Here is a 19,714-nt window from a genome sequence, read left to right as displayed (position 1 = left end):
CGCCGCGGCGCGGAGAGCCGCGAGACCTGGGAGATCTCCATTCGGCGCCGCGGTCGTGAGGCGTCGAACGCGAACGGCCGTTGGTGTTGGCGCGGATAGCGACGGGCTCGCTAGCCTTGTCCGGCCTGATGCCCGTCCGGAATCTCCTGAGCCGTTCCCTCCCGATCGCTGCGCTGGCTGTCCCCCTCCTCGCGAGCTTCACAAGCAGGAGCGCGCTGCCGTGCCCGGTCGCCGGTGCGCCGGCGGAGCCGACGGAGCTCGGCGCGGCCATCGAGCGGCAGCCGATCTGTGTCGGATCGACGGTCGCGAGCGCGGGCGAGCTCGGCGACGTCCTGTACTACCGCAGCTCGGTCGGAGAGCACGGCGAGGTCTCCGTCGGTTATTACGCGTTCTTCTCGGAGGAACGGCCGTGGGGCAACAACTGGCTGACCTGGACCGTGCTGCCCGCGCTCGCGGTGGACCTCGTCTACACGCACGCGCTGCTCTTCGCTCCGGGAGTCCAGCGCGCCGTCTACGGCAAGGGCGATGTCGAGGGGTTCAGGATCGTCTACAGCGTTGGCGAGGGGGGCCGGCTCACCGCCAAGCACGGCGCAGCGGACCGCGATGATCACGGCGAGGTGCAGCTCGAGCGCTCGGATCTGCTCTCGATCGATCCCGAACGCCCTACCGTCTACTCGCGGTGGTGGAGCCACCAGCTCGGCGGGCGGGGCGCGGGGCCGGGCGATCTCGTCTATCACCGCTGCTTTGGCGCGGGCGCCATCCGGCCGCTGCCGCCGGACGTCGCGCTCGATTTCCGCCTGGATCGGCGCGCCGCGCCGGCCCGCGTGGTGCCTGCCGCCGCGCTGCTCGGGCAGCTCTCTGCCTCGCGGCGGGGCGAGCCCGTCGATGGCGGGAGCGCTCAGGGCCTCGTCGCTCGCCGGCCGATCGTCGCGTTGTAGATGGCGAGGATGACGATGGCGCCCAGGATCGACGTGAAGAAGCCGCCGCTCGACTGATACGACGGATAGAGCCCCAGCGCCCGGCCGACGAAGCCGCCGAGCAAGGAGCCGGCCACGCCCAGCAGCGCTGTGACCACGAAGCCAGCCGGGTCGCGGCCAGGGGTCAGCAGCTTGGCGATGACGCCGACGATGAGGCCAAACAGGATCCACAACAGCACGGACATGGTTCGCTCCTCTCGACACCGCGTGACGCCGAGGCCCGTCCTCCCGCGTCGATGTGGAGGCCAGCGTCCAGCGTTTCGTCCGGCTCAGCGTCTGCAGACGACGTGCCGCGCGCGGTGAGCTCCGTTCGCACCGCCATGAAGCGGAGACCCGGTGGCCAGCGTGAACTGCGTCGCCATCGGGCGCGCTGCGCTGGGCATCGGCTGTACATCGGCGCGCAGCGGCGCGCGCGAGATCGAGGATCGTGGCGCGCTCGGCGCGCTCGGGGCGCGGGGTGCGCGCTTCGTTCGCACCGCGCGCGCCTCAGCCCTCGCCGTCGGTCTGCTTGTTGTCGTTCCTCGATCGCACCGAGCTCGATCCGGGCGTCGCGTGGACAGGCGCTGGCGCGTCGCCCGGGCCCGTTGGCCCGCCGTGTCCCGCTGCGTACCCGCGCCCGCAACGCGCGCACACGAGCAGCGCCGCGGATCCGGCGTGCGGCCCGGCTGGGGCGTTCACCGTGGCGGTCTCGCAGGGCACGTGGGGTCCGGCTCCGGGGCGCGCGCCGGCCATGCGCGCCCCTCGGCGGTAGGGGGCGCCTCGCCGTCGCGCTCTGGGGATGGCGAGGTCAGCGTGGCGAGCGCGGCGCTTGCAGCGTTGAAGAGCAGGCACAGCGATCCGCCGAGCACCGTGGCAGCGACGGTGCCGATCACGACCGGAGCGAGACGCCCGCGCCGGCGTCGGCGCAGCGCGACCAGGCTCCGCGATCCGCTGGATCGGTGCGCTCGAAGCAAGAAGAGGGGCTCGAGCGCCGGACTGCGCTGGGCGCTGGCCGGAGCGTGCGCGGGAGGCGACGCCTCGGCGGGCGGGGGTGCCGCGTCCGCCGGCGGCGCGCCATCCGGCGCCGGGGGTGAGGCCGCCTCGACGAGCGCAGCCGGGGGGCAAGGCGTGGAGCGATGGCCGACCCACGTTGGAGCGGACGAGTCGTCTCGCCGCGTGGTCGGCGGAGAGCAGGGCCGATCGAGGTGCGCGCTCTCCGGCAGAGACGGCGAGCGATAGCCCACCCATGTCGAGGCTCCCGCGGAGCGCGCCGCGGCGGCGTCCTCCGCGGAGGACCTCCAGCGCGACGAGGACGCCGTCGCTGGGCGCGCGCTCTCCGAGGGGCGCGGAGAGCGGCTGAGCGCGGCGTGCTCGTCGGAGGCGGAGCGCGCCCGGCGAAGCGCGATGTGCCCGAGCGCCTCGCGCAGCGCGCGCGCGCTCTGCGGGCGATCCTCTGGATTTTTGCGCAGGCACTGGAGGATCAGCGCCTCCAGATCCGGATCGAACGCCGGATGGAGCGCGCTCGGTCGGGGCGGCGGAGACTCGACGTGCGCGGCGGCGAGCGCGACGGGCGTCGGGCGCTCGAAGGGGAGCCGCCCCGTCGCCATCTCGAAGAGCAGCACGCCGCACGCGTAGACGTCGCTCCGCGCGTCGACACGCTGCCCTGCGGCTTGCTCCGGGCTCATGTAGGCGGGGGTTCCGATGACGAGCCTGCCGCCGTCCTCGTCGGGCGCGGGGAGCAGGGGCGAGCCGCCGAACGCGCCGGACCGGTCGTCGTGGAGCAGCTTCGCCGTCCCGAAGTCGAGGAGCTTCACCTGCTCGAACGGCGCCCCGTCGTCGTCGATGCGGGGCACCAGGCGGATGTTCTCGGGCTTGACGTCCCGGTGGATGACGCCCGCGTCGTGCGCGTGCTGCAGCGCGGAGCACAGCTGGCGCATGATCGAGACGATGCGCTCCGGGGGCAGGATCGGCGCGGCGTTCAGGAGGTCGATGAGGTCCTCGCCGTCGAGGTGCTCGGTGACCAGGTACCACAGGCTGGGCGGGGTCGCCTCGTGTCCGTCAGCGCTCGCGCCGAGCGCGCCGTGTAGACTCACCGGCTCGCAGCCGAAGTCGAGGACGCGCACGATGTTCGGGTGATCGAGCCGGCTCGCCGCCAGCGCTTCGACATGGAACCTCAGCACCGCGTCTCCGGCGCGGACGCCGCCGGAGCGCGACCGCTCGTCGGAGCGCGACCTCTCGCTCACGCCGCTCGAGCCTCGGTGGACGGCGCCCTCTCCGCGCGGCGACGCGGCGACGCGCGTCGTGCAGACGCGGTGGCTCGCTCTTCGGCCCACGCGCGGCGCGGCGACGCGCTCGTGGATGACCTTCACCGCGCACGCGCGCCCGAGCCCGAGGTGCCGCGCGCGGTAGACGCGCCCCATCGCGCCGGCGCCGATCATCTGCTCGACGAGGTACCGCCCCCCGAGAAGGCGTCCCCTGAGGAATCGCTCCGAGGACGGGAGTCCCGCGTCGAGGGGCGCGGAGGCGCGGAGGCAATCCATGGCGCGTTCCACGCAGCAGAATGGGTGCCATCGCGCTGTGCGGACGGTTCACAGCGGCCGCGACACGGAGCGTCGGGCGCGGCCGCGCCGCGGGCGCCCAGCGCCGGCGCTCGCGGCGCGGCTCCGAGCGGCCCGCGCGCCGCGCGCATTTCGCCCAGGAAAACCCCGCCTCCGCCCGGGCAGCGGCGCCGCGAGGGCTGATTTGTTCCGTTGTCGACGGCGTGTGATAGCGTGGCGCGCGAGGAGGCCTGAGTGCTCTTGAGACGATGCGTTCCGTTCGCTGCGGCGCTGTTCCTGCTGCTCCCGACAGGCGAGGTACTTGCGCAGTCGGACCAGGACAGAGCAGCGGCCCGGTCGCTGGCCACGCAGGGCGCCGAAGCGTTCACGTCCGGCCGCTTCGAGGAGGCGATCGATCTGTTGGGTCGCGCCGAGGCGCTCGTGCACGCTCCGACGCACCTCCTGCTGATGGCGCGCGCACAGGTGCGCCTCGGTCGTCTCGTCGCTGCGAAGGAGACCTACCTGAGGATCGTCCGTGAGGAGCTCCCGCCCACCGCGCCGTCTCCCTTCAAGAGGGCGCAGCAGGACGCGAGGGAGGAGCTCGCCGGGATCGAGCCCAGGATCGCGTCGCTGCGCATCGCGCTGGAGGGCTCCGCCGGCCGGAAGATCGGCGTGAAGCTGGACGGCCAGCCGGTCGCGGACGCGCTGCTCGGCGTGCATCGCCCGATCGATCCGGGGAATCACGTGGTCGTCGTGGTTCCGCCGGGCCTCGCGCCGATCGAGCAGGGGGTGACCATCGGCGACGGCGAGCGGAAGGAGCTGAAGATCCCGGTCCCGGAAGGCCCGGCCGTGGTCCCCCCGCCGGGAGGCTCGGTCGAAGGGCAGGGCACCTGGGGCGGTGGGCAGACCGAGGTCCCCCCTGTCGCCCCGCCTGGCACCCCGGAGCGAAAGACGAACGCGGTGATGCTGGGTGGAGGCATCGCGGCCACGGCGCTCGGGCTCGGCGGTGTCGTGGTGGGCTCGGTGTTCCTGGCCAAGAGCAGCGGGACGCAGAAAGAAGCGAACGACCTCAGCGCCGCGCGTGGGTGCGAATCGCAGAGCATTGCCGGCGCGGAGTGCGGCCCGGCGATCCAGGCCCAGATCAAATCGCTCGACGCCGATGCTGCGTCACAGCAGACGATCGGTGTGGTCGGTCTCGTCGGGGGCGGCGTGCTGCTCGCCGGCGGCGTGACGCTGCTCGTACTGGAGCTGACGTCCAAGCCGGAGCCCTCGAGCTCCGCCTGGATCGCCCCCTACGTAACGCCGACCGGGCTCGGGGTGCGCGGCGCGTTCTGATCCGAGCGCTCTGCGTGGCGCCGGTGTCAGTAGCCGAAGTCGCCCGGTACCCCCGGCTTTTGCGGCTTCTGGGGCGACGTGCTCGGCTTCGTCGACGGCGTCGTCTGCGGCGGCTTCGTGACGGGCAACGGCTTCGTCTGAGGAGGCTGTGGGCGCGGCGGGAGCGGCTTCACCTGGGCCGAGGAGGCCGTCGGCGCCGCGACGGGCTCGGCGGTGACGGGCGGAGCGGGCCCTGCGGCCGTGGCGCTCGCGGTGACGATCGGCTCGGACGGCGGGGCGGTCGGCGGTGCGGGCGGAGGGGGCGAGGGCGCCGGGATGGCGGTCGCGCTGACCGCGCTCGGATCCGCGGTCGCCGCGCCCGTCATCCCGCTGTGTCCGAAGGCGAGCCAGACGGCGACGCCCGCGCCGAACAAGCTGGCCGCCCCGGCGATCGCGGCGAGGAGCGGCATCCTGGACGGCGGGCGCGTCGAGCGGCCCGTGACCCCTGACGAGGCGCCCCACGAGTTCGCGGTCAGCTGCGGCGTCTGGCCCATGCCGGGCACGGCCGGCGCATTCTGGCCACCCCACGGCGGCTCGGTGCGGGTGGGCGGAGGGGTGGCCGTCTCGGGCTGGGACGGCAGCGACAGCCGGGGGAAGGACGTCCGTCCCGTGGTCAGCAAGGCCAGGCTGGGCCGCGCTGCGGCCCAGGCGAGGAGCGCGTTCTTGAACTCCGCGCAGCTCTGGAAGCGGCCCCCCGGCTCGCGCGCCATCGCCTTCTGGATGATGCCGGAGAACTCGGCGTCGAGGTCGGGCACGAGCTGCTGGGGCAGGGGGGCCGGCTCGAGCACGATCTTGAAGAGCAGCTCGTTGAAGGTCGCCGCATCGAACGGCACCTGACCGGTCGTCGCCTGAAAGAGCAGAACGCCCATGGCGTAGATGTCGGTCCGCTGATCCACTGGGCTGGAGCCGCGCGCCTGCTCGGGCGACATGTAGTACGGCGTCCCGACCACCGCGCCCGTGCGCGTCATGCTCATCTCCGCGCCGGCGAGCGGCGAGAACTTCGAGACGCCGAAATCGAGCACCTTCACGAAGTTGCTGAGGCCGGCCTTCGACGGGATGACGAAGATGTTGTCGGGCTTGAGATCGCGGTGGATGATCCCCGCGGCGTGCGCGGCGCCGAGCGCCTCGAGCACCTGCACCATGATCGGCACGGTGATCTCGGGCCCGAGCCGCCCCATCCGCTCGATCTTGGCCCCGAGGGTCTCTCCCTCGAGGTACTCCATGACCATGTACCGCGTGCCGTCCGGCAGCACGCCGAGGTCGAGCACCTCGCAGATGTGATCGGAGCCGATGCGCGCCGCGGCCTGGGCTTCGCGCTCGAAGCGCGCGACGGACTCGGCCTGGCTCGAGATGTTCGCGTGCAGCAGCTTGATGGCGACGCGGCGCCGGATGCGCACGTTCTCGCCCTCGAAGACCGCGCCCATGCCCCCCTGGCCGAGCAGCCGGACGATCCGGTACTTGCCGTCGATGATCTCGCCGACCAACGGATTCATGACAGCGTTCCCGGTCCGGAGAAGCAAATCACGCCGCCAGGCTAGCACGGTCGCCCGAGGCCGGCCTACGCCCTCGCAGGGCGACGACGGGCGTCGCCTTCACCGGCCGCCGTGCGGCGTGGACGCCCCACACGAGGATCGATGGTGTGGGCGCGCGGCCGCCCGAGCGCCTGAGCGCCTGAGCGCCTGAGCGCCGGACAACGAACGCTCCGCTCCCGCGATCCCCGGGCCGGCGCAGGGGATCTTCGTGATAATGTCGCCCACGTATGCCGGTTTACGAGCTGTCCGTCGATGGTGCGCTGGTTCGCGAGGCGGAGAAGATCGTCTCCCTCGAGGGCCGCGCGTTCCCGACGCTCGTCATGCGCTGGGAATCGCGCCTCTTCGACCAACCTTGGCTCACGACGCTGGTGCTCGATTACGTGATCGCGTTACCGCCGCTCATCGTCGGGCAGGCGACGTTCAACGAGGTCAGGATTGCCGCCTTCACCGGGGGCGCCGGCACGAAGTTCATGTACTTCGGCACCGAGATGAGCGCGAGCGTGCCTCGCATCGCGCCCGAGATGGAGAACACGATCGCCCCGACCGCGCTCTACCAGGAGTTCCGCCTGGACGAGCAGGCTTGCCCGATCCCCTATCTGAAGCTGATCCAGGTCAGTCCGCGCATCTACGGTGAAGGGCTCCAGAACTACTACTCGCCGCCGATCAAGGTCGAGCGCTACGACGGGGTGGCCTCGTCGGAGCACATCGCGGACTTCTTCCCGAAGGTCGTGGCGAACCTCGAGCCGGTGAAGGGGACGACGCTGGTCGATCCCGCGCAGGGCTTCTGGACCGGCGCGCGCTTCCTCGGCGCGACGTCCATCGCCATCCTACGACAGGGCCGTGTGGTCGGGCTGCACCGCCGCACTGGAAAGACCGACAAGGACCCGATCCCGCCCGAGGTGAAGCGGCGCGATCCGCGGCTCGACGTGCGCGCCGACTGGGTCGCCGTGGACGTCGGCGCGGCGTCGACGGTCGTCGCCGTCCGGGGCGAGCGCGGGGGCGCCGAGTTCGTCCGGATCGGCGCCGACGCGCCGCTCCGGGTGTCTGCCGACAACGAGAACCCGAGCGAGGTGGCGTTCGAGGCGCTGGCCCGGACGACGAAGGCCTGGCGCGATCGGGTGATCCTGCCCATGACGCGCTGGGGCGACGTGCTCGTCGGGCACGCAGCGCGCGACATGCGCCTCCGGCCGGGCGCCGACGTCCACGAGCGCGCCGCGGCCTCCCTGCCGGCCCTCCCGCTCCTGCGCGAGCGGACCGAGCGCGGCGAGCCGTTCCGCCTCCGGGGCAGGAGCGACCCCGACACGACGGAGGCGCTGAAGAAGCCGGCGCCGCCCATCATCGACGAGGAAGGGATCGGCGCGCACGACCCGTTCGATCCGCTGGAGCTCTACGCGTACTACGTCGGCCTGCACCTGAACCAGCGCTCGCGGGGGCTCTCCACGCGCTACGCGATCACGATGCCGACGGGCTGGTCGCCCGAGCGCCGCGAGAGCGTGCTCGTCGCCTTCCGCCGCGGCATGTTCCGGAGCCTGCCCGCGGGCCTCTGCGAGTACCACGACCTGGACGGCCTGCAGGTCGTCGACGGGGGGCCGTCCGCGATCGCCTATGCGGTCCAGGCGTTCCGCATGTTCGGGATCCAGCCGCGGGACGGCGGCGTCCCGTTCTGCGTCATCGACGCCGGGGCCAGCGAGGCGGGGCTCGCCTTCGGCATCCTGCGGAGCGCGAAGGCGCACGAGGCCGCTCAGGGGCTGGAGCGGATGGTCGAGTACCTCGAGCCGACGGCGATCCCCTGGCTCGGGGGCGAGCGGCTCCTCCACCGGATCGCCTACAGGGTGTACTCGTCCAGCCAGGCCGCGATGCGCGATCGCCGGATCCCCTTCGAGCGCCCGCCCGAGGAGGAGCCGATCGACGGCGCGGAAGATCTGCTCGCTCCGTCCCCCGATGGGCGCGCCAATGCGTGGGCGCTCAAGGAGCTGCTGCGGCCTCTCCTCGAGGGGGGGCCGAGCGCGCCGGTCGCGGATCGGCTCTCGCTGGTCGGGCTCGACGGGGAGCCGGTCGTCGTGCCGCTCTCGATCGATCGCGGCGAGCTGGGCGGCGCGATCGACGCGTGGTTCCGGGACGGGGTCGAGGTGGTCCGCCGGCACCTCGAGGGCGCGGTGGCGAAGATCGGGCGGGAGCCGGATCCTTACCAGGGGCTCAGGATCCTGCTCGGCGGGCGCCTCGGGATGAACCAGCGCTTCGCGGAGCTGCTCGCCGGCGTGCTGCCGGCGGGCGTGCAGGTGCACCGCTTCAAGGAGCCGGACAAGGCCAACCTGGGCGCGCCCACCGTGAAGATGGCGGCCGCGCTCGGCGCGCTGTCGCTCCGGTTCGATCGGATCGGGGCCACGCTCCGCGCGGAGAAGCGCGACGCGTTCCGCTACCGCGTCGGGCGCGCGCGCCACGGGCAGCTCGCCGACGTCCTGGATCCGTCCGTCGACTACGACGTCTGGCGGGAGGTCGGCGCTTGCTTGAAGCCCGAGGTCGAGCTCCTGTTCATGGTCGCCGACGACGAGGGGGAGGTCGCGGCGGACGATCCACGCGTGCGCCGCGCGGTCTGCGCGCTCGGGCGCGGCGCCGTCGGACAGCGGCTCTATGTCCGGGCCGTCGGGCCGGCCCGCGCGGAGATCAGCGTGGGGCCGCCCGGCGGTGAGCCGGCCTCCGGCGCCGTCTGCTGGACGGTCCACCTCGAGAGCGGCGCCGCAGAGAAGACCGGCGGCTGAGCGCATGGGGGCTCCGCGGCTTCACGTGCCACACGACGATCTCGATCCCGAGGGACAGGTCCACGCCGGTGCAGCGCCAGGCGGCCTGGCCGAGGTCCATCAGGCCGAGGCCCGGCTGGCCGCGCACCTCGCGACGACGAGCGCGCTGTGCGAGGCGGCCTCGCTCGCGGAGGCTGCTCCGCGCGTGCTCGCCGCGCTGATCGACCACCTCGGCTGGGACGTCGCCGCGCTCTGGCTCGCGGAGCCGGAGCCGAGCGCCGCGGGCGACGCGCCGCGGTCCGCGGCGAGAGCGAGCGCGCTCCGCTGCGTCGAGGCCCGGTCGGCGGCGCACGGCGATCGCGAGGCGCTCGCGGAGGTGCTCCGCCAGGGGCCGACCCTCGCCGCCGAGTCCGATCTCGTCGGCGAGGCCTTCCAGCGCGGCGCGCCGGTGTTCCGCGCCAGCGTGGGCGGCGTCGTCGACGACGTCGACGAGCATGCCGCGCGCGCGCCGGGCTGGGAGCGCGCGGCGTGCGCCGTCCCGATCCCGTGCGGCCCCCGCGTCGCCGGGGTGATCGAGCTGAGGAGCCGCGCCCCGCACCGCGGCGACGAGCAGCTGCTCCGCGTCCTTGCGTCCGTGGGCAGCCAGATCGGGCAGAGCATCGAGCGGTGGCGCGCCGAGCGGGAGAGCGCGCGCGCCACGGGCGAGCTCCGCGCGCTATTTCACGCCATCCCCGATCTCTGCTTCCGCCTCGACGCCGAGATGCAGATCGTCGACTACAACCAGCCGCGGCTCTCCGAGCTCCACGTCGCGGCAGAGGCGCTGTCGGGCAAGCGCATGACCGAGGTGCTCCCCCTCGAGCTCGGGGAGCGGCTCGAGCGCGCGAGCCAGGAGGCTCACGAGGCGGGCGCCGTGGTCGCGCTCGAGCACGCCGTCGCGAGCGCCGGCGGAGAGCGGCACGTCGAGGCGCGGGTGATGCCGTTCCTCGAGGGGCACGTCCTCGTCCTCGTCCGCGACATCACCGAGCGGCGGCGCACCGAGGAGGCGCTCCGGCAGCGCGAGGAGCGCTCGCGCGAGTCGCAGAAGATGGAGGCGCTCGGCCGGCTGGCCGGCGGCATCGCGCATGACTTCAACAACATGCTCATGGTGATGCTCGGCTACGGCGAGCTCCTCATCCGCCGCCTCGGGCCCGACAGCGCGCTGCGGCGCGACGCCCTCCAGGTCACGAAGGCCGGGGAGCGCGCCGCGGCGCTCACGCGGCAGCTCCTCGCGATGAGCCGCCGCAAGGCGCTGCAGCGCGAGGTGCTCGACATCAACGCGGTGGTGCTCGACATGCAGACGATGCTGCAGCGCCTCATCGGCGAGGACATCGACCTGCAGACGAACGTCGGCCGGGATCTCGGCTCGATCAAGGTCGACAAGAGCCAGCTGGAGCAGGTCGTCCTGAACCTCGTCGTGAACGCGCGCGACGCGATGCCGAGGGGCGGCAAGCTCGTCGTCGAGACCTCCCTGGGCGAGCCTGGCGAGAGCCCAGCGGCGAGGTCCTTCGCGCCAGCGGAGCGGGACGACGACGACGCGCCCGCCGCTGGAGGCCCCCCCTACGTCGTGCTCTCGGTGACCGACAGCGGCAACGGGATGGATCACGACACGCTCTCGCACCTGTTCGAGCCGTTCTTCACGACGAAGGCGCGAGGCAAGGGCACGGGGCTGGGCCTCGCCACGGTGTACGGGATCGTGAGCCAGAGCGGCGGGCTCATCGAGGTCGAGAGCGAGCTCGGGCGCGGCACGACGTTCCGCGTCTACCTCCCGCGCGTCGAGGAGCGCGCCGAGGTGGCGCCCGCTCGCGCGCGGCCGTCCCCCGTGGGCGGCGACGAGACGGTGCTCGTCGTCGAGGACGACGACGCCGTCCGCAAGCTCATCGTCGATGTGCTCGAGCGGCGCGGCTACGGCGTGCTCTCGGCCGCGAGCGGTGAGGAGGCGCTGGCGATGCTCGCGCGGGAGGGGGAAGACGCGGTGGATCTCCTGCTCACCGATCTCGTGATGCCGGGCATGAACGGCCGCGAGCTCGCCGAGCGCGCCGTCGCGATCCACCCGCGCGCCCGCGTGCTGTACATCTCCGGCTATGCCGAGGACGTCCTCGCGGGCGCCGAGCCCGATCGCGAGCTCGCGCTGCTGCAGAAGCCGTTCACCCCCGAGACCCTCGCGCAGCGCCTGCGCGACCTGCTCGATCGCCGTTAGCGACGCGCGCTCTTCCGGGCGCGGCGAGGGCCGGTGGTCACCGCCCGCCGCGCTCGAGGACGTCGCTTTCGGGCGCCGGATCGGCGATCCCGAGCGGCGCCGACGGCCGACGGCGTCGCAGGTAGAAGAAGTCGCGCTGCGCCGGCTCCGCGACGTACTCCTCGGGCTTGAACTGCACGTCCGGGATCAGCGCCGAGCTGGCGCGCGGACCCGCGCCGTCCGCGCCGCGAGCGTACAGGAGGAAGCGCGGGTAGGCGTGGTTGACGTCGAGCTCCGCCACGTCGTGCGCGCCCGCGGCCTTCATCCCGCGGGCGAGGCTGCGGGCCGTGACGGCCTCGCCGAGCCCGTAGAAGAGCAGCTTGCCCGTCGCGTCGACGCCGAGCGCCGAGCGCCGGATCACCGTCTCGCCGCTCACCGTCGCGCCCCAGTCCCGGTTCGAGTCGTACAGCGCATGGTGGAGCTCGCCCTGCTCGACCAGGCAAGGCGGCGTCTGCCGGTACGCGGCCATGCGGGCCTCGCCGTCGCGCAGCTCGGGCCAGGTTCGGATCCGCACCGCGCCGCTGCGGTAGAGCGCGATCGTGCACGCCCTGTCGCGCGGCGGCAGGAACGTGTCGCCGTCGAGCATCATCCCGTAGTGGCCGTGCATCGCCTTGAAGCCCCCGTTGAAGGCGGCGACGAGCTCCGCGGCGTCGCCTCCTGGCACGAGGCCAGGGCGCCGCTCTGCCGGGATGTCCGGCGAGAACGGCTCCTTCGTGCCCGCGACCAGCCGGAGGTCGACGCGCCCGAGATCGATCGCCACCACGGCGATGGCCGCGAACACGCGCTTCGGGTCGGGGTGCACGACGCTCTTCCAGAGCACCTGCGCCTCGCCGGGCCGGGCGGCGCTGTCGGCGATCGGCGTCCAGACGCCGTCACCCGTGGCCGCGACCTCGGGGAAGGGCGGCTGGAACGAGGCGGGCGACGTGACCGTCTCCGCCTCCGGGCCCTCGGCGCTCTTCACGGCCTCCGCGGCGGCGGGCGGGGGCTCCCAGAAGGTCTTCGGGGCCGCATGGCGGTAGATGGTCCGGTTCAGCCGATCGGCGACGCCGTAGGCCACGTCCTCGGCCCACGCGACAGGCGCAGGGCCGACCACGGCGCGTACGCCGTCGGCGAGGGCCGGGCCGAAGCCGCGGACCTCGTGGATGCCGTACCAGAGCGCCTCGACGGCGATCGCGCAGATCGCCACGCAACGCAGCGCGCGCTCGGGCAAGCGAGCGCGGGATCGCCGCCTGCGCAGGGACCCGCTCGCAGAAGGGGGCGAAGGGTTGTCCAAGGCGATACCGAGGCTACCCGATCGCGCGGGCAGCCCCAAATTTCGGGCTTCGAGCGAGCGCGGCGGCGCTCGTTACGGCTGCCCGTGCGCCATCGTCCGAGGGCCATCCTTGAACAGGATCTCGATCTTGCCCCGATCGATGACCTTCGCGACCACGCCGTCGCCGAACTTGCTGTGGTGGATCAGCTCGCCCTCGCCGAAGGTCAGCGTGACGCGGTACGGCTTGAACGCCCCGGACGGCTTCCCCGCGATGGCGCGCTCCCACGCGAGCGTCTGATCGCGCTCGGCGCGCTGGGCGGCCGTGAGGCGCTCCGTGCCGCCGCGCGGCGAGCTCGACGCCGCCCGCGGCTCGCTGCTGCTCCGAGCGGAGGCGCGCGCCGCCGCGCGGTTCTCCCGCTCGCTCTTCGGCTGGCGGTAGAGGTGGTGCGACATGCATGTCTTGCACTCGACCTTCTTCACCACGTCGCCGACCATCGCGATGATCCGATGGGTAAGATCGAGGCGGCACTTGGTGCACCAGGCGTCGACTTCTCCGCCCGTCCTAAGCTTTTTCGTCGTCACTTCTCCTCACGGCGCCGGTCTCGCCCGGTCTCTTTGCTTCGGTCTTTGACGTTCACCTGAGCGGTGACCTCCGGCTTCGGCAACCCGGTCCTCGGCTCGTCCTGGCTGTCGTCTCTCTTGGCCGCTTCGTTGGGAATGAAGCGGATCTCGGTCTTGATCTCGAAGGAGAGCTTCGTCAGCACCTTCGTGATCTCGTCCGCGAACTGGGTGTGCTCGAGCACATCCCGGATCTCCTTCGCGACGACCCGGTAGAGACCGTTCTTGGTCTCGTCGATCTGGGTATAGAGGTAGTGGAGGACCTCTTTGGGCAGCTTGAGGTCGCCCACGAAGTGTCGGAGGTTCTCGGGCCCCTCGCTGAGCTTGTCGATGCCGCTCTCGACGGCCCGCTCGACCACGCGCTTGAAGATCTCCGGGATAGCGCGCTCGAAGAGGCGTTTCTTCTCGCCTTCGCCTTCCACCTTGTCCCCTTCGTCCTCGCGGAGCGGCTCGGTGTCGTCGGCCATGGCTCGGGCTCCCCTAGCGGGACGGGGCGGCCACGTCAATGCAGGGGTGCGTGCAGGGTGCCGGCGTCGCGCCATGGTCCATGGATCTGCCGGATTTTGATGACGATGGGGAGCCTTTCGCGCGCGTCCGGCAGACGAGAGAGCTCTGCCCTCGATCTCTCGGCAGCGGACACTGCAGTGACCCGGACGGAAGCCGTGGCGCCCGCGATGTCCGTGGATCGGGCGATGGTCGAGGCGGCGCCAGCTCAGAGCTCCTCGTAGGCGTCCGTCTCGTTGTTCATTTCGTACGTCTCGTCCTCTCCCGCTTCTGCTTCCGCTTCCGTGCCAGCGTCGCCTTGGCGCGCTCGTTTGTAGGATTTCAGCATCCAGACCTCCGCTGCGAACCGGCCACTGCCGCGGCGGGCGCTGATCTCCACGGTGGCGTTGTCGTCCTCGAGCGGGCAGAAGGGCCGATCCGGCTGGACGATCGGCCATGCGTCCTCGGTGCCGTCGCTGGCGATCATCGCCCCGCGGCTGCTCCGCACGGCGACGTCCAGGTTGAGGACCCCCGGTCCGCCGACGGCGAACACCCGGTAACATGCGCCCCGAACCGCCTGCAGCTTCTCCGTGACGATCGCGCCGCCTTCGGCCACCTGCCCTTCGATAGGCTTCGGCGAGATCCGGCGCATGCCGTTCTCCGGGCCGCAGAGCAGCGACAGGCGCGTCACGTCCTTCAGCGGATCGCCGCTGATCCTGAAGTTCCCATAGCAGCGTACCCAGGGACCGCCGACGCGCACCGGGAGGACCGGCAGATCGAGATCCGTGCGCGCTCCGGCGTCGCCGTCGCCCTGCCCCGCGTCGACGTCCGCGAGCCCGCCGGTCCCGATCGTCGCGGCTGGGTGCGGCGGCGCTGCCGAGAGCACGACCGCGGGGCCTGGCTTGCCCTCCCAGGGGCGCGGCTCGTCGCGGCACCCAGGCGCGACGAGCCCGAGGAGCAGCGCGGCGCAGAGGCGCGCTGCCCGAGGGAGCAGCTGGGGTGGGCAGGGGCGCCGGGACGACACCGCGGTCGGCTCTTGCGCTAGAGTCCCGCGCGATGGAAGCGTTTTCTGAGCACCGCGAGCGGCAGCCGCGCAACCTCGGCGATCCGTGCGACCTCGGTGATCCGCGTGGACAGCGCAGAGGCAGGGCCTTGTACGCGTGAGCACGACGTCCCGGCCGCCCGCGCGCAGCCGTGCGAGCGCAGACCAGCAACCCGCGCGCAGCCGTGCGAGCGCGGGCGAGGATGATCAGGCGCGGCAGCGCTCCCCGCGCCGCCGCTCCTCGTCCGGTGAGCAGGGCGCTGGCGCCCCTCCGCCCGCAGCGCCGGACCCGGGCGAGCGCGACCGGGAGATCGCGGCCGCCCTCGAGGCCTGGTTCGGCCGTGTTGCGCGCGACCTGCCGTGGCGGAGGACGCGCGACCCCTACGCGATCTGGCTGAGCGAGGTGATGCTCCAGCAGACCCGCGTCGAGACGGTGATCCCGTACTACGAGCGCTTCCTCGCCCGCTACCCGACGGTCTTCGCCCTGGCCTCCGCCGAGATCGACGACGTGCTCTCGCTCTGGAGCGGCCTCGGTTACTACCGCCGCGCCCGCGTGCTCCACCTCGCCGCGCGCGAGGTGACCGCGCGCCACGACGGCGCGCTCCCTCGCGACGTCTCCGCGCTGCTCGCCCTGCCCGGCGTCGGCGCGTACACCGCGGGCGCGATCGCGAGCATCGCGTACGATCAGCCGGTGCCGCTCGTCGACGGCAACGTCGCCCGGGTGCTCTCCCGCATCGAGGGCATCGACGATGACATCCGCAGCGCCTCGGGCACGCGCAAGCTCTGGTCCACGGCCGAACGCCTCGTGCGGGGCTCGGCGGACAGCGTCCATCCCGGACGCTTCAACCAGGCCTTGATGGAGCTCGGCGCCACCGTGTGCACGCCCCGGAATCCCCGCTGCGATGCCTGCCCCGTCGACGGCGCGTGCGTCGCGCGCGCCACGGGGCGGCAGGCGGAGCTGCCGGTGATCGCCCCGAAACGCGACGTCCCGGCGGTCGCGATGGTCGCCGCCGTGGTGCGGTCAGGCGATCGCGTGCTCTTCGTCCGGCGCGCCGAGGGAGGTCTCTTCGGCGGGCTCTGGGAGCCGCCCATGGTCGAGGCGCGCTCGCTCGCGGACGCCCGCGCGCTCCTGGAGCTCGTGGGCGTCGCGCGTGACGCGGCGCTCCGCGAGGTCGGCCGCGTGCGCCACATCCTCACGCACCGGCGCCTCGACGTGACGGTGGCGCGCGCCGAGGTGGCGGCCCCCTGGCGCTTCCGGGCAAAGCTTGCCTCCCCTTACGAGAAGGCGGCATGGCTCGATCCGGGCGCGCTGGATATCGGCGTTTCCAAGCTCGCGCGAAAGGTCCTGTCCGCGGCATCGGCGCCGGACGCCGGAACGGCGCGAAGACCGCGATGACCGCGCGCGGGCGGGCTGAACGCCTGCGTGCCTCGGCCGTCGGCGAGGCCGGAGACGGCTCGAAATCGAGGTGTTGCGGTGCTCCGGGCGCGCCGCGCTCCGCTGCGGGCGGGGAGCGGCGCCGCTTGCGGCTGAGCCGCAGCGACGCAGCGGCGCGGGCCAGGGCGAAAGCCATATGTCGCCGTGGAACGCCGCGGGCTCCGGCGCTGCTGCGCCAACGTCGTGGCATGGAAGGCGCTTGGTGAGATGACGGGCAGGCCCTCTAGCCTCGCGGCGCCGGCGGTGGCCGGAGCTCGATTCAAGCCTGGGAGCTCAAGCGACATGGATGCGCGACGACGGACCACAGAGACGCTGCCCACGGCGAGCGCACCTGTGCGATCCATGACGGTGATGGCGGACGACGGAGCGCTGTACGTGCTGCCGCTGTGCGAGCGGATCGTGCTCGATGTGCTGGCCTACGAGGACGAAGGCCTGCTGGCGTTCATCCGCATCGACGGAGAGGTGGTGGCGGAGCTGCCCGTGCTCGGTCAGGCGTGACCGGGCCAGACCTCGTCGCGCGCCGTGCGTGACGGCGCGCCGCGACCTCGCGCCGTCACGCACGGCGCGCGCTGCCTGTCAGCCCGCGTGCCGCCGCATCCGCTGGGTCACCGGTTGCTCGTCCTCTGCTTCGGCGTCCGGCTCTACGGACTCGACGTCCTCGTCTTCCAGGAGATAGGGCAGATCGCCGTCGTCGTCGTCGTGCGACATCACGACGTCGCTGACGTCCTGGCCCCTCGTCGCGCCTTCCAGGAACTCCGCTCCGAGGTCGCTCGCCAGATCGGCGGCGGCGTCGGCGGCGTCGGGGTTCACCTCGAACTCGGTGCTGCCGGCGTCGTTCGGGTGGTGGTGGTAGCCGCGGACCTCGTCGTCGAGCGTCGGGATCACGTCGCTGATCTCGCTGCGCGGGTTCACCTTGCCCCGCAGCGGCGGCGCCGCCGCGGCGTCGAGCATGTCGACGAACGGCTCGTCCAGCTCGCCCGCGCCGGCCCACATCGCGGCTTCATGGGCCGGCTTGAGCGGCCTTCCCGGTTCGCTGGGATCTTCTCGTTCTCGACGCCGCGTCGTGCTGGCGCGCGGCGCGCGCAGCGCCGACGGCTGTGCGGCGGTGCCTTGCCTGCCTCGGGTGCTTGAATTGCTCACGGTGGTCTCGCCATGCAGGGTCCGGTCCGCAGGTGAAGCGGGCGGATACGCAGCGGAGGCGAGCGCCGTGCCGGAGGCGCGCGGCGCCGTCGCCGCCGTCGCCGGGCGGCGATGCCGCGGAGAGGCTCGCGCGGCGCGCGGCCGGGACGCAATTGAGCGTGCCAGCGGGCGCTGCCTCGGGGTAGAAGGCTCGTGGCCATGCTGGAACTCCGGACCGGGCTCGCGCTGGTGGCGGTTCTGCTCGGGGCATCCTCGGGGCGCGCCGCCGCGGCCCAGCCCGCCGCAGACCGCGGCGCCGAGGGGGCTGCGGCGCCGCTGCCCGGCGAGGATCGCGGCGGCGCCGAGCTCGATGCGTACCGCGCGCTCGCGCGGCCACCGGCGACGGCGGGGCGGGTCGTGTCGACCGTCGCGATGGGGAAGGGGATCCGGTTCAACAACCCCTACCGCCTGCAGACGCAGCTCGGCGAGACGGCGGAGTCGCTCTCGCTCACCGCGGGGTACCTCGATCTCGGGGTCGCGCTCGCGCTGGGGCCGGCCGACGGCGTTCAGCACGGCGGGGCGCTGCGCTTCTCGGTCGCCGTCGGCGGCGTCCCGCAGGAGTCGCTCACGCCGAGCTACTTCGTCGCTTACCGCGGCCTCTCGCGTGTGCTCGGGTACGGGCGGCTCGGGGCGGCGATCCTGATCGAGCCCGACGTGAACGTCGGAGGCGAGCTCGCCCTGGGGCTAGGGTATTCCCTGCTCGCGGGCGTCGCGCTCTCGGGCGAGATCGTCGGGGATCTCTTCTATGGCGCCGCGACGTACGACGCGGCGTACACCGTCTACCCCGTCGTCTCGGCGCAGCTCGGGCTCATGATCGATCACGAGCTCCTGCCATGAGCTTGCCGGAGCGCGAGCGTCGAGGCGGGCGCCCCCGGGCGAAGGAGATCGCCGGCGTGGCGGCGCTGCTGCTCTTCGTGGGCATCGCGCCGGTGGTCGGCGACATCGGCAGCTGCGGGCAGGCGCCGGAGGAGCTCGACCCCTACAAGTTCTTCGCCCTGAAGGCGCAGATCGACTGCGCCCGGTGCGACGAGTGCGGCCTGCGCACGCGCGCCTGCGACGCCGCCTGCGCCTTCGAGGCTGCACCGGAGCTCCCGGCCGGCTGCTATCCGCTGGTCCACGACGGCGAGGTGTGCCTGCACAAGCTCAAGTTCGCGAGCTGCGACGAGTACCGCGGCCACATGGCCGACGAAGGCGCGTCGACCCCGACCGAGTGCAATTTTTGCCCACTGGAAGAGGCGCCATGAGCGGGCGTGGCGCAGTCGCTTCCCGCCGACGCCTTGCGACTTCCGCTCGGAACTTCTCGTTCGCGGCGCTCGTCGCGGTCCTGTCCGGGTGCGCCTCGAAGCCGGCGCTCCTGGCGAGCTACGACGACTACGCGGCGTACCGGGCGACGCGCGTGTCGAGGACCCTCGAGGGGCGGCTCTCGGCGGCGTCGGCCTACCTGGAGCGCCATCCGCGCGGGGCCTTCGCCGGCGAGGTGCGCGCGTACCTCACGCGGGCCGAGCCGATCTATTACGCAGCGAAGCGCAGGACGGCCGCGGGCCTCACCGCGTACCTCGCGACGTTGCCCAGGGGCGCGTTCCGCGATGAGGCGACCCACCGGCTGCGCGAGCTCGTCCGCGAGCGCAGCGCCGGCGACGTCCTCTCGCGCGCCGCTCAGGAGACGGAGGCGCAGCTCGCGACGCAGCGCGCGGATCGCGCGCGGGTCGGCGAGGAGGTCACCGCGTGGCTGCGCCGGTTCCTGGACAGGCGGGCCTGGGGGCGGCCCCTCGCAGAGGCGCCGGCGGAGGTGATCGTCCCGTTCAGCCTGGCGCTGCCGCCTCCCCGCTGCGCGCCCGCCGACGAGCGCGCCGGCCCGGGCGCAGCGGTCTGCGCGAAGCGGATCCCGCTCTGGTTCGTCGTGACGGCCGAGGGCGAGAGCGCGCCCCGGCAGGCGGAGATCGAGGTCGCCGTCCTCGAGGACGCGGCGGGCCGCCCGATCGAGGTCGCGATCCGCGGGCCTGCGCTCTTCACGCGCCTCGAGGAGGCGCGCTCGGCGCGCGAGGTCGCCCCGGACGACGCGATGGGCCGCATCGGAGGCATCGCCCTGGCGGTCGAGCTCGCGCGCAGCGCCTTTGCGGCGCGCGTCTCGGGCGATCCGTCGTGCGGCCGCCAGGCGGTGGCGCCCGTCGTGCTCCACCTCGAGTGCGAAGGCGCCCGCCTCGTGGCGCGCGCCGGGATCGAGGCGGGCGAGGACGACGTCCTGACGCTCACCGTCGCCCCGACGGCGCGCTAGCGCTGGCCCTCGGCGGTG

Annotated in this window: 17 protein-coding genes; 9 read left to right on the top strand and 8 right to left on the bottom strand. The window is 73.0% G+C overall.

The window, feature by feature from the left end:
* The first annotated feature begins 128 nt into the window (after window positions 1-128).
* Complete coding sequence (locus WMF39_RS21835; RefSeq protein WP_437747392.1) at window positions 129-938, top strand: hypothetical protein; 810 nt, start codon at window positions 129-131, stop codon at window positions 936-938.
* Here the strand turns inward: WMF39_RS21835 and WMF39_RS21830 are convergent.
* Entirely contained in the window at window positions 899-1,162 is a 264-nt protein-coding gene (locus WMF39_RS21830) for a GlsB/YeaQ/YmgE family stress response membrane protein (protein WP_437747391.1), read from the bottom strand. The two genes, WMF39_RS21835 and WMF39_RS21830, sit on opposite strands and share 40 nt — an antisense overlap.
* A gap of 489 nt (window positions 1,163-1,651) precedes the next feature.
* Window positions 1,652-3,496, bottom strand: coding sequence for a serine/threonine-protein kinase (locus WMF39_RS21825; RefSeq protein ID WP_437747390.1), 1,845 nt, complete (start codon window positions 3,494-3,496; stop codon window positions 1,652-1,654).
* Between the two features lie 252 nt (window positions 3,497-3,748).
* On the opposite strand from WMF39_RS21825, the gene WMF39_RS21820 reads away from it, so the two are divergent.
* A complete protein-coding gene (locus tag WMF39_RS21820; protein WP_437747389.1) occupies window positions 3,749-4,828 on the top strand; it encodes a tetratricopeptide repeat protein in 1,080 nt (359 codons plus the stop codon).
* 26 nt (window positions 4,829-4,854) lie between these two features.
* Here the strand turns inward: WMF39_RS21820 and WMF39_RS21815 are convergent, their stop codons facing one another.
* Entirely contained in the window at window positions 4,855-6,360 is a 1,506-nt protein-coding gene (locus tag WMF39_RS21815) for a protein kinase domain-containing protein (protein WP_437747388.1), read from the bottom strand.
* Between the two features lie 266 nt (window positions 6,361-6,626).
* Here WMF39_RS21815 and WMF39_RS21810 point away from each other — a divergent pair, with 266 nt between their 5' ends.
* Complete coding sequence (locus WMF39_RS21810) at window positions 6,627-9,158, top strand: hypothetical protein (protein ID WP_437747387.1); 2,532 nt, start codon at window positions 6,627-6,629, stop codon at window positions 9,156-9,158.
* Window positions 9,159-9,183: 25 nt separating this feature from the next.
* Window positions 9,184-11,373, top strand: a complete 2,190-nt coding sequence (locus WMF39_RS21805; protein WP_437747386.1) for an ATP-binding protein — start codon at window positions 9,184-9,186, stop codon at window positions 11,371-11,373.
* Window positions 11,374-11,410: 37 nt separating this feature from the next.
* On the opposite strand, the gene WMF39_RS21800 is transcribed toward WMF39_RS21805, so the two are convergent.
* The 4 genes from WMF39_RS21800 to WMF39_RS21785 all read right to left on the bottom strand — a co-directional run bounded on the left by WMF39_RS21800 (window position 11,411) and on the right by WMF39_RS21785 (window position 14,789).
* Window positions 11,411-12,598, bottom strand: a complete 1,188-nt coding sequence (locus WMF39_RS21800) for a phosphodiester glycosidase family protein (RefSeq protein ID WP_437747385.1) — start codon at window positions 12,596-12,598, stop codon at window positions 11,411-11,413.
* Between the two features lie 159 nt (window positions 12,599-12,757).
* Window positions 12,758-13,246, bottom strand: a complete 489-nt coding sequence (locus WMF39_RS21795) for a hypothetical protein (protein ID WP_437747384.1) — start codon at window positions 13,244-13,246, stop codon at window positions 12,758-12,760.
* Window positions 13,243-13,749 (bottom strand): hypothetical protein, encoded by a 507-nt coding sequence (locus WMF39_RS21790; protein WP_012236567.1) that lies wholly within the window; start codon window positions 13,747-13,749, stop codon window positions 13,243-13,245. Before WMF39_RS21790 ends, WMF39_RS21795 begins: the two co-directional genes overlap by 4 nt.
* A 245-nt stretch (window positions 13,750-13,994) precedes the next feature.
* Window positions 13,995-14,789, bottom strand: a complete 795-nt coding sequence (locus tag WMF39_RS21785; protein WP_437747383.1) for a hypothetical protein — start codon at window positions 14,787-14,789, stop codon at window positions 13,995-13,997.
* Window positions 14,790-14,925: 136 nt separating this feature from the next.
* Here WMF39_RS21785 and mutY point away from each other — a divergent pair, with 136 nt between their 5' ends.
* Together mutY and WMF39_RS21775 are read left to right on the top strand one after the other, a co-directional pair.
* Window positions 14,926-16,203 (top strand): A/G-specific adenine glycosylase, encoded by a 1,278-nt coding sequence (gene mutY, locus WMF39_RS21780; protein ID WP_437747382.1) that lies wholly within the window; start codon window positions 14,926-14,928, stop codon window positions 16,201-16,203.
* A 381-nt stretch (window positions 16,204-16,584) separates the two neighbouring features.
* A complete protein-coding gene (locus WMF39_RS21775; protein ID WP_020736650.1) occupies window positions 16,585-16,740 on the top strand; it encodes a hypothetical protein in 156 nt (51 codons plus the stop codon).
* A gap of 78 nt (window positions 16,741-16,818) precedes the next feature.
* On the opposite strand, the gene WMF39_RS21770 is transcribed toward WMF39_RS21775, so the two are convergent.
* Entirely contained in the window at window positions 16,819-17,235 is a 417-nt protein-coding gene (locus tag WMF39_RS21770) for a hypothetical protein (protein ID WP_437747381.1), read from the bottom strand.
* 345 nt (window positions 17,236-17,580) lie between these two features.
* Here WMF39_RS21770 and WMF39_RS21765 point away from each other — a divergent pair, with 345 nt between their 5' ends.
* The 3 genes from WMF39_RS21765 to WMF39_RS21755 are packed head-to-tail and all read left to right on the top strand — an operon-like array spanning window position 17,581 to window position 19,696.
* Window positions 17,581-18,258, top strand: a complete 678-nt coding sequence (locus WMF39_RS21765) for a hypothetical protein (RefSeq protein ID WP_437747380.1) — start codon at window positions 17,581-17,583, stop codon at window positions 18,256-18,258.
* Window positions 18,255-18,665, top strand: a complete 411-nt coding sequence (locus WMF39_RS21760; RefSeq protein ID WP_437300945.1) for a hypothetical protein — start codon at window positions 18,255-18,257, stop codon at window positions 18,663-18,665. Before WMF39_RS21765 ends, WMF39_RS21760 begins: the two co-directional genes overlap by 4 nt.
* A complete protein-coding gene (locus WMF39_RS21755; RefSeq protein ID WP_437747379.1) occupies window positions 18,662-19,696 on the top strand; it encodes a hypothetical protein in 1,035 nt (344 codons plus the stop codon). Before WMF39_RS21760 ends, WMF39_RS21755 begins: the two co-directional genes overlap by 4 nt.
* Window positions 19,697-19,714: the final 18 nt, after the last annotated feature.

This window comes from Sorangium sp. So ce1504, from assembly GCF_051521635.1.
In the GTDB taxonomy this organism is placed as follows: domain Bacteria; phylum Myxococcota_A; class Polyangia; order Polyangiales; family Polyangiaceae; genus Sorangium; species Sorangium cellulosum_B.
The sequence above is the reverse complement of the archived record's forward strand: the minus strand, read 5'-3'. Positions and strand labels throughout refer to the sequence as shown.

Bases quoted from the DNA above. Each gene is read 5' to 3' on its own strand.
- WMF39_RS21830 (WP_437747391.1), bottom strand. From the start codon at position 1,162: ATGTCCGTGCTGTTGTGGATCCTGTTTGGCCTCATCGTCGGCGTCATC.
- WMF39_RS21790 (WP_012236567.1), bottom strand. From the start codon at position 13,749: ATGGCCGACGACACCGAGCCGCTCCGCGAGGACGAAGGGGACAAGGTG.
- WMF39_RS21810 (WP_437747387.1), top strand. From the start codon at position 6,627: ATGCCGGTTTACGAGCTGTCCGTCGATGGTGCGCTGGTTCGCGAGGCG.
- WMF39_RS21775 (WP_020736650.1), top strand. From the start codon at position 16,585: ATGACGGTGATGGCGGACGACGGAGCGCTGTACGTGCTGCCGCTGTGC.
- WMF39_RS21835 (WP_437747392.1), top strand. From the start codon at position 129: ATGCCCGTCCGGAATCTCCTGAGCCGTTCCCTCCCGATCGCTGCGCTG.
- WMF39_RS21825 (WP_437747390.1), bottom strand. From the start codon at position 3,496: ATGGATTGCCTCCGCGCCTCCGCGCCCCTCGACGCGGGACTCCCGTCC.
- WMF39_RS21815 (WP_437747388.1), bottom strand. From the start codon at position 6,360: ATGAATCCGTTGGTCGGCGAGATCATCGACGGCAAGTACCGGATCGTC.
- WMF39_RS21755 (WP_437747379.1), top strand. From the start codon at position 18,662: ATGAGCGGGCGTGGCGCAGTCGCTTCCCGCCGACGCCTTGCGACTTCC.
- WMF39_RS21770 (WP_437747381.1), bottom strand. From the start codon at position 17,235: ATGTGGGCCGGCGCGGGCGAGCTGGACGAGCCGTTCGTCGACATGCTC.
- WMF39_RS21765 (WP_437747380.1), top strand. From the start codon at position 17,581: ATGCTGGAACTCCGGACCGGGCTCGCGCTGGTGGCGGTTCTGCTCGGG.
- WMF39_RS21760 (WP_437300945.1), top strand. From the start codon at position 18,255: ATGAGCTTGCCGGAGCGCGAGCGTCGAGGCGGGCGCCCCCGGGCGAAG.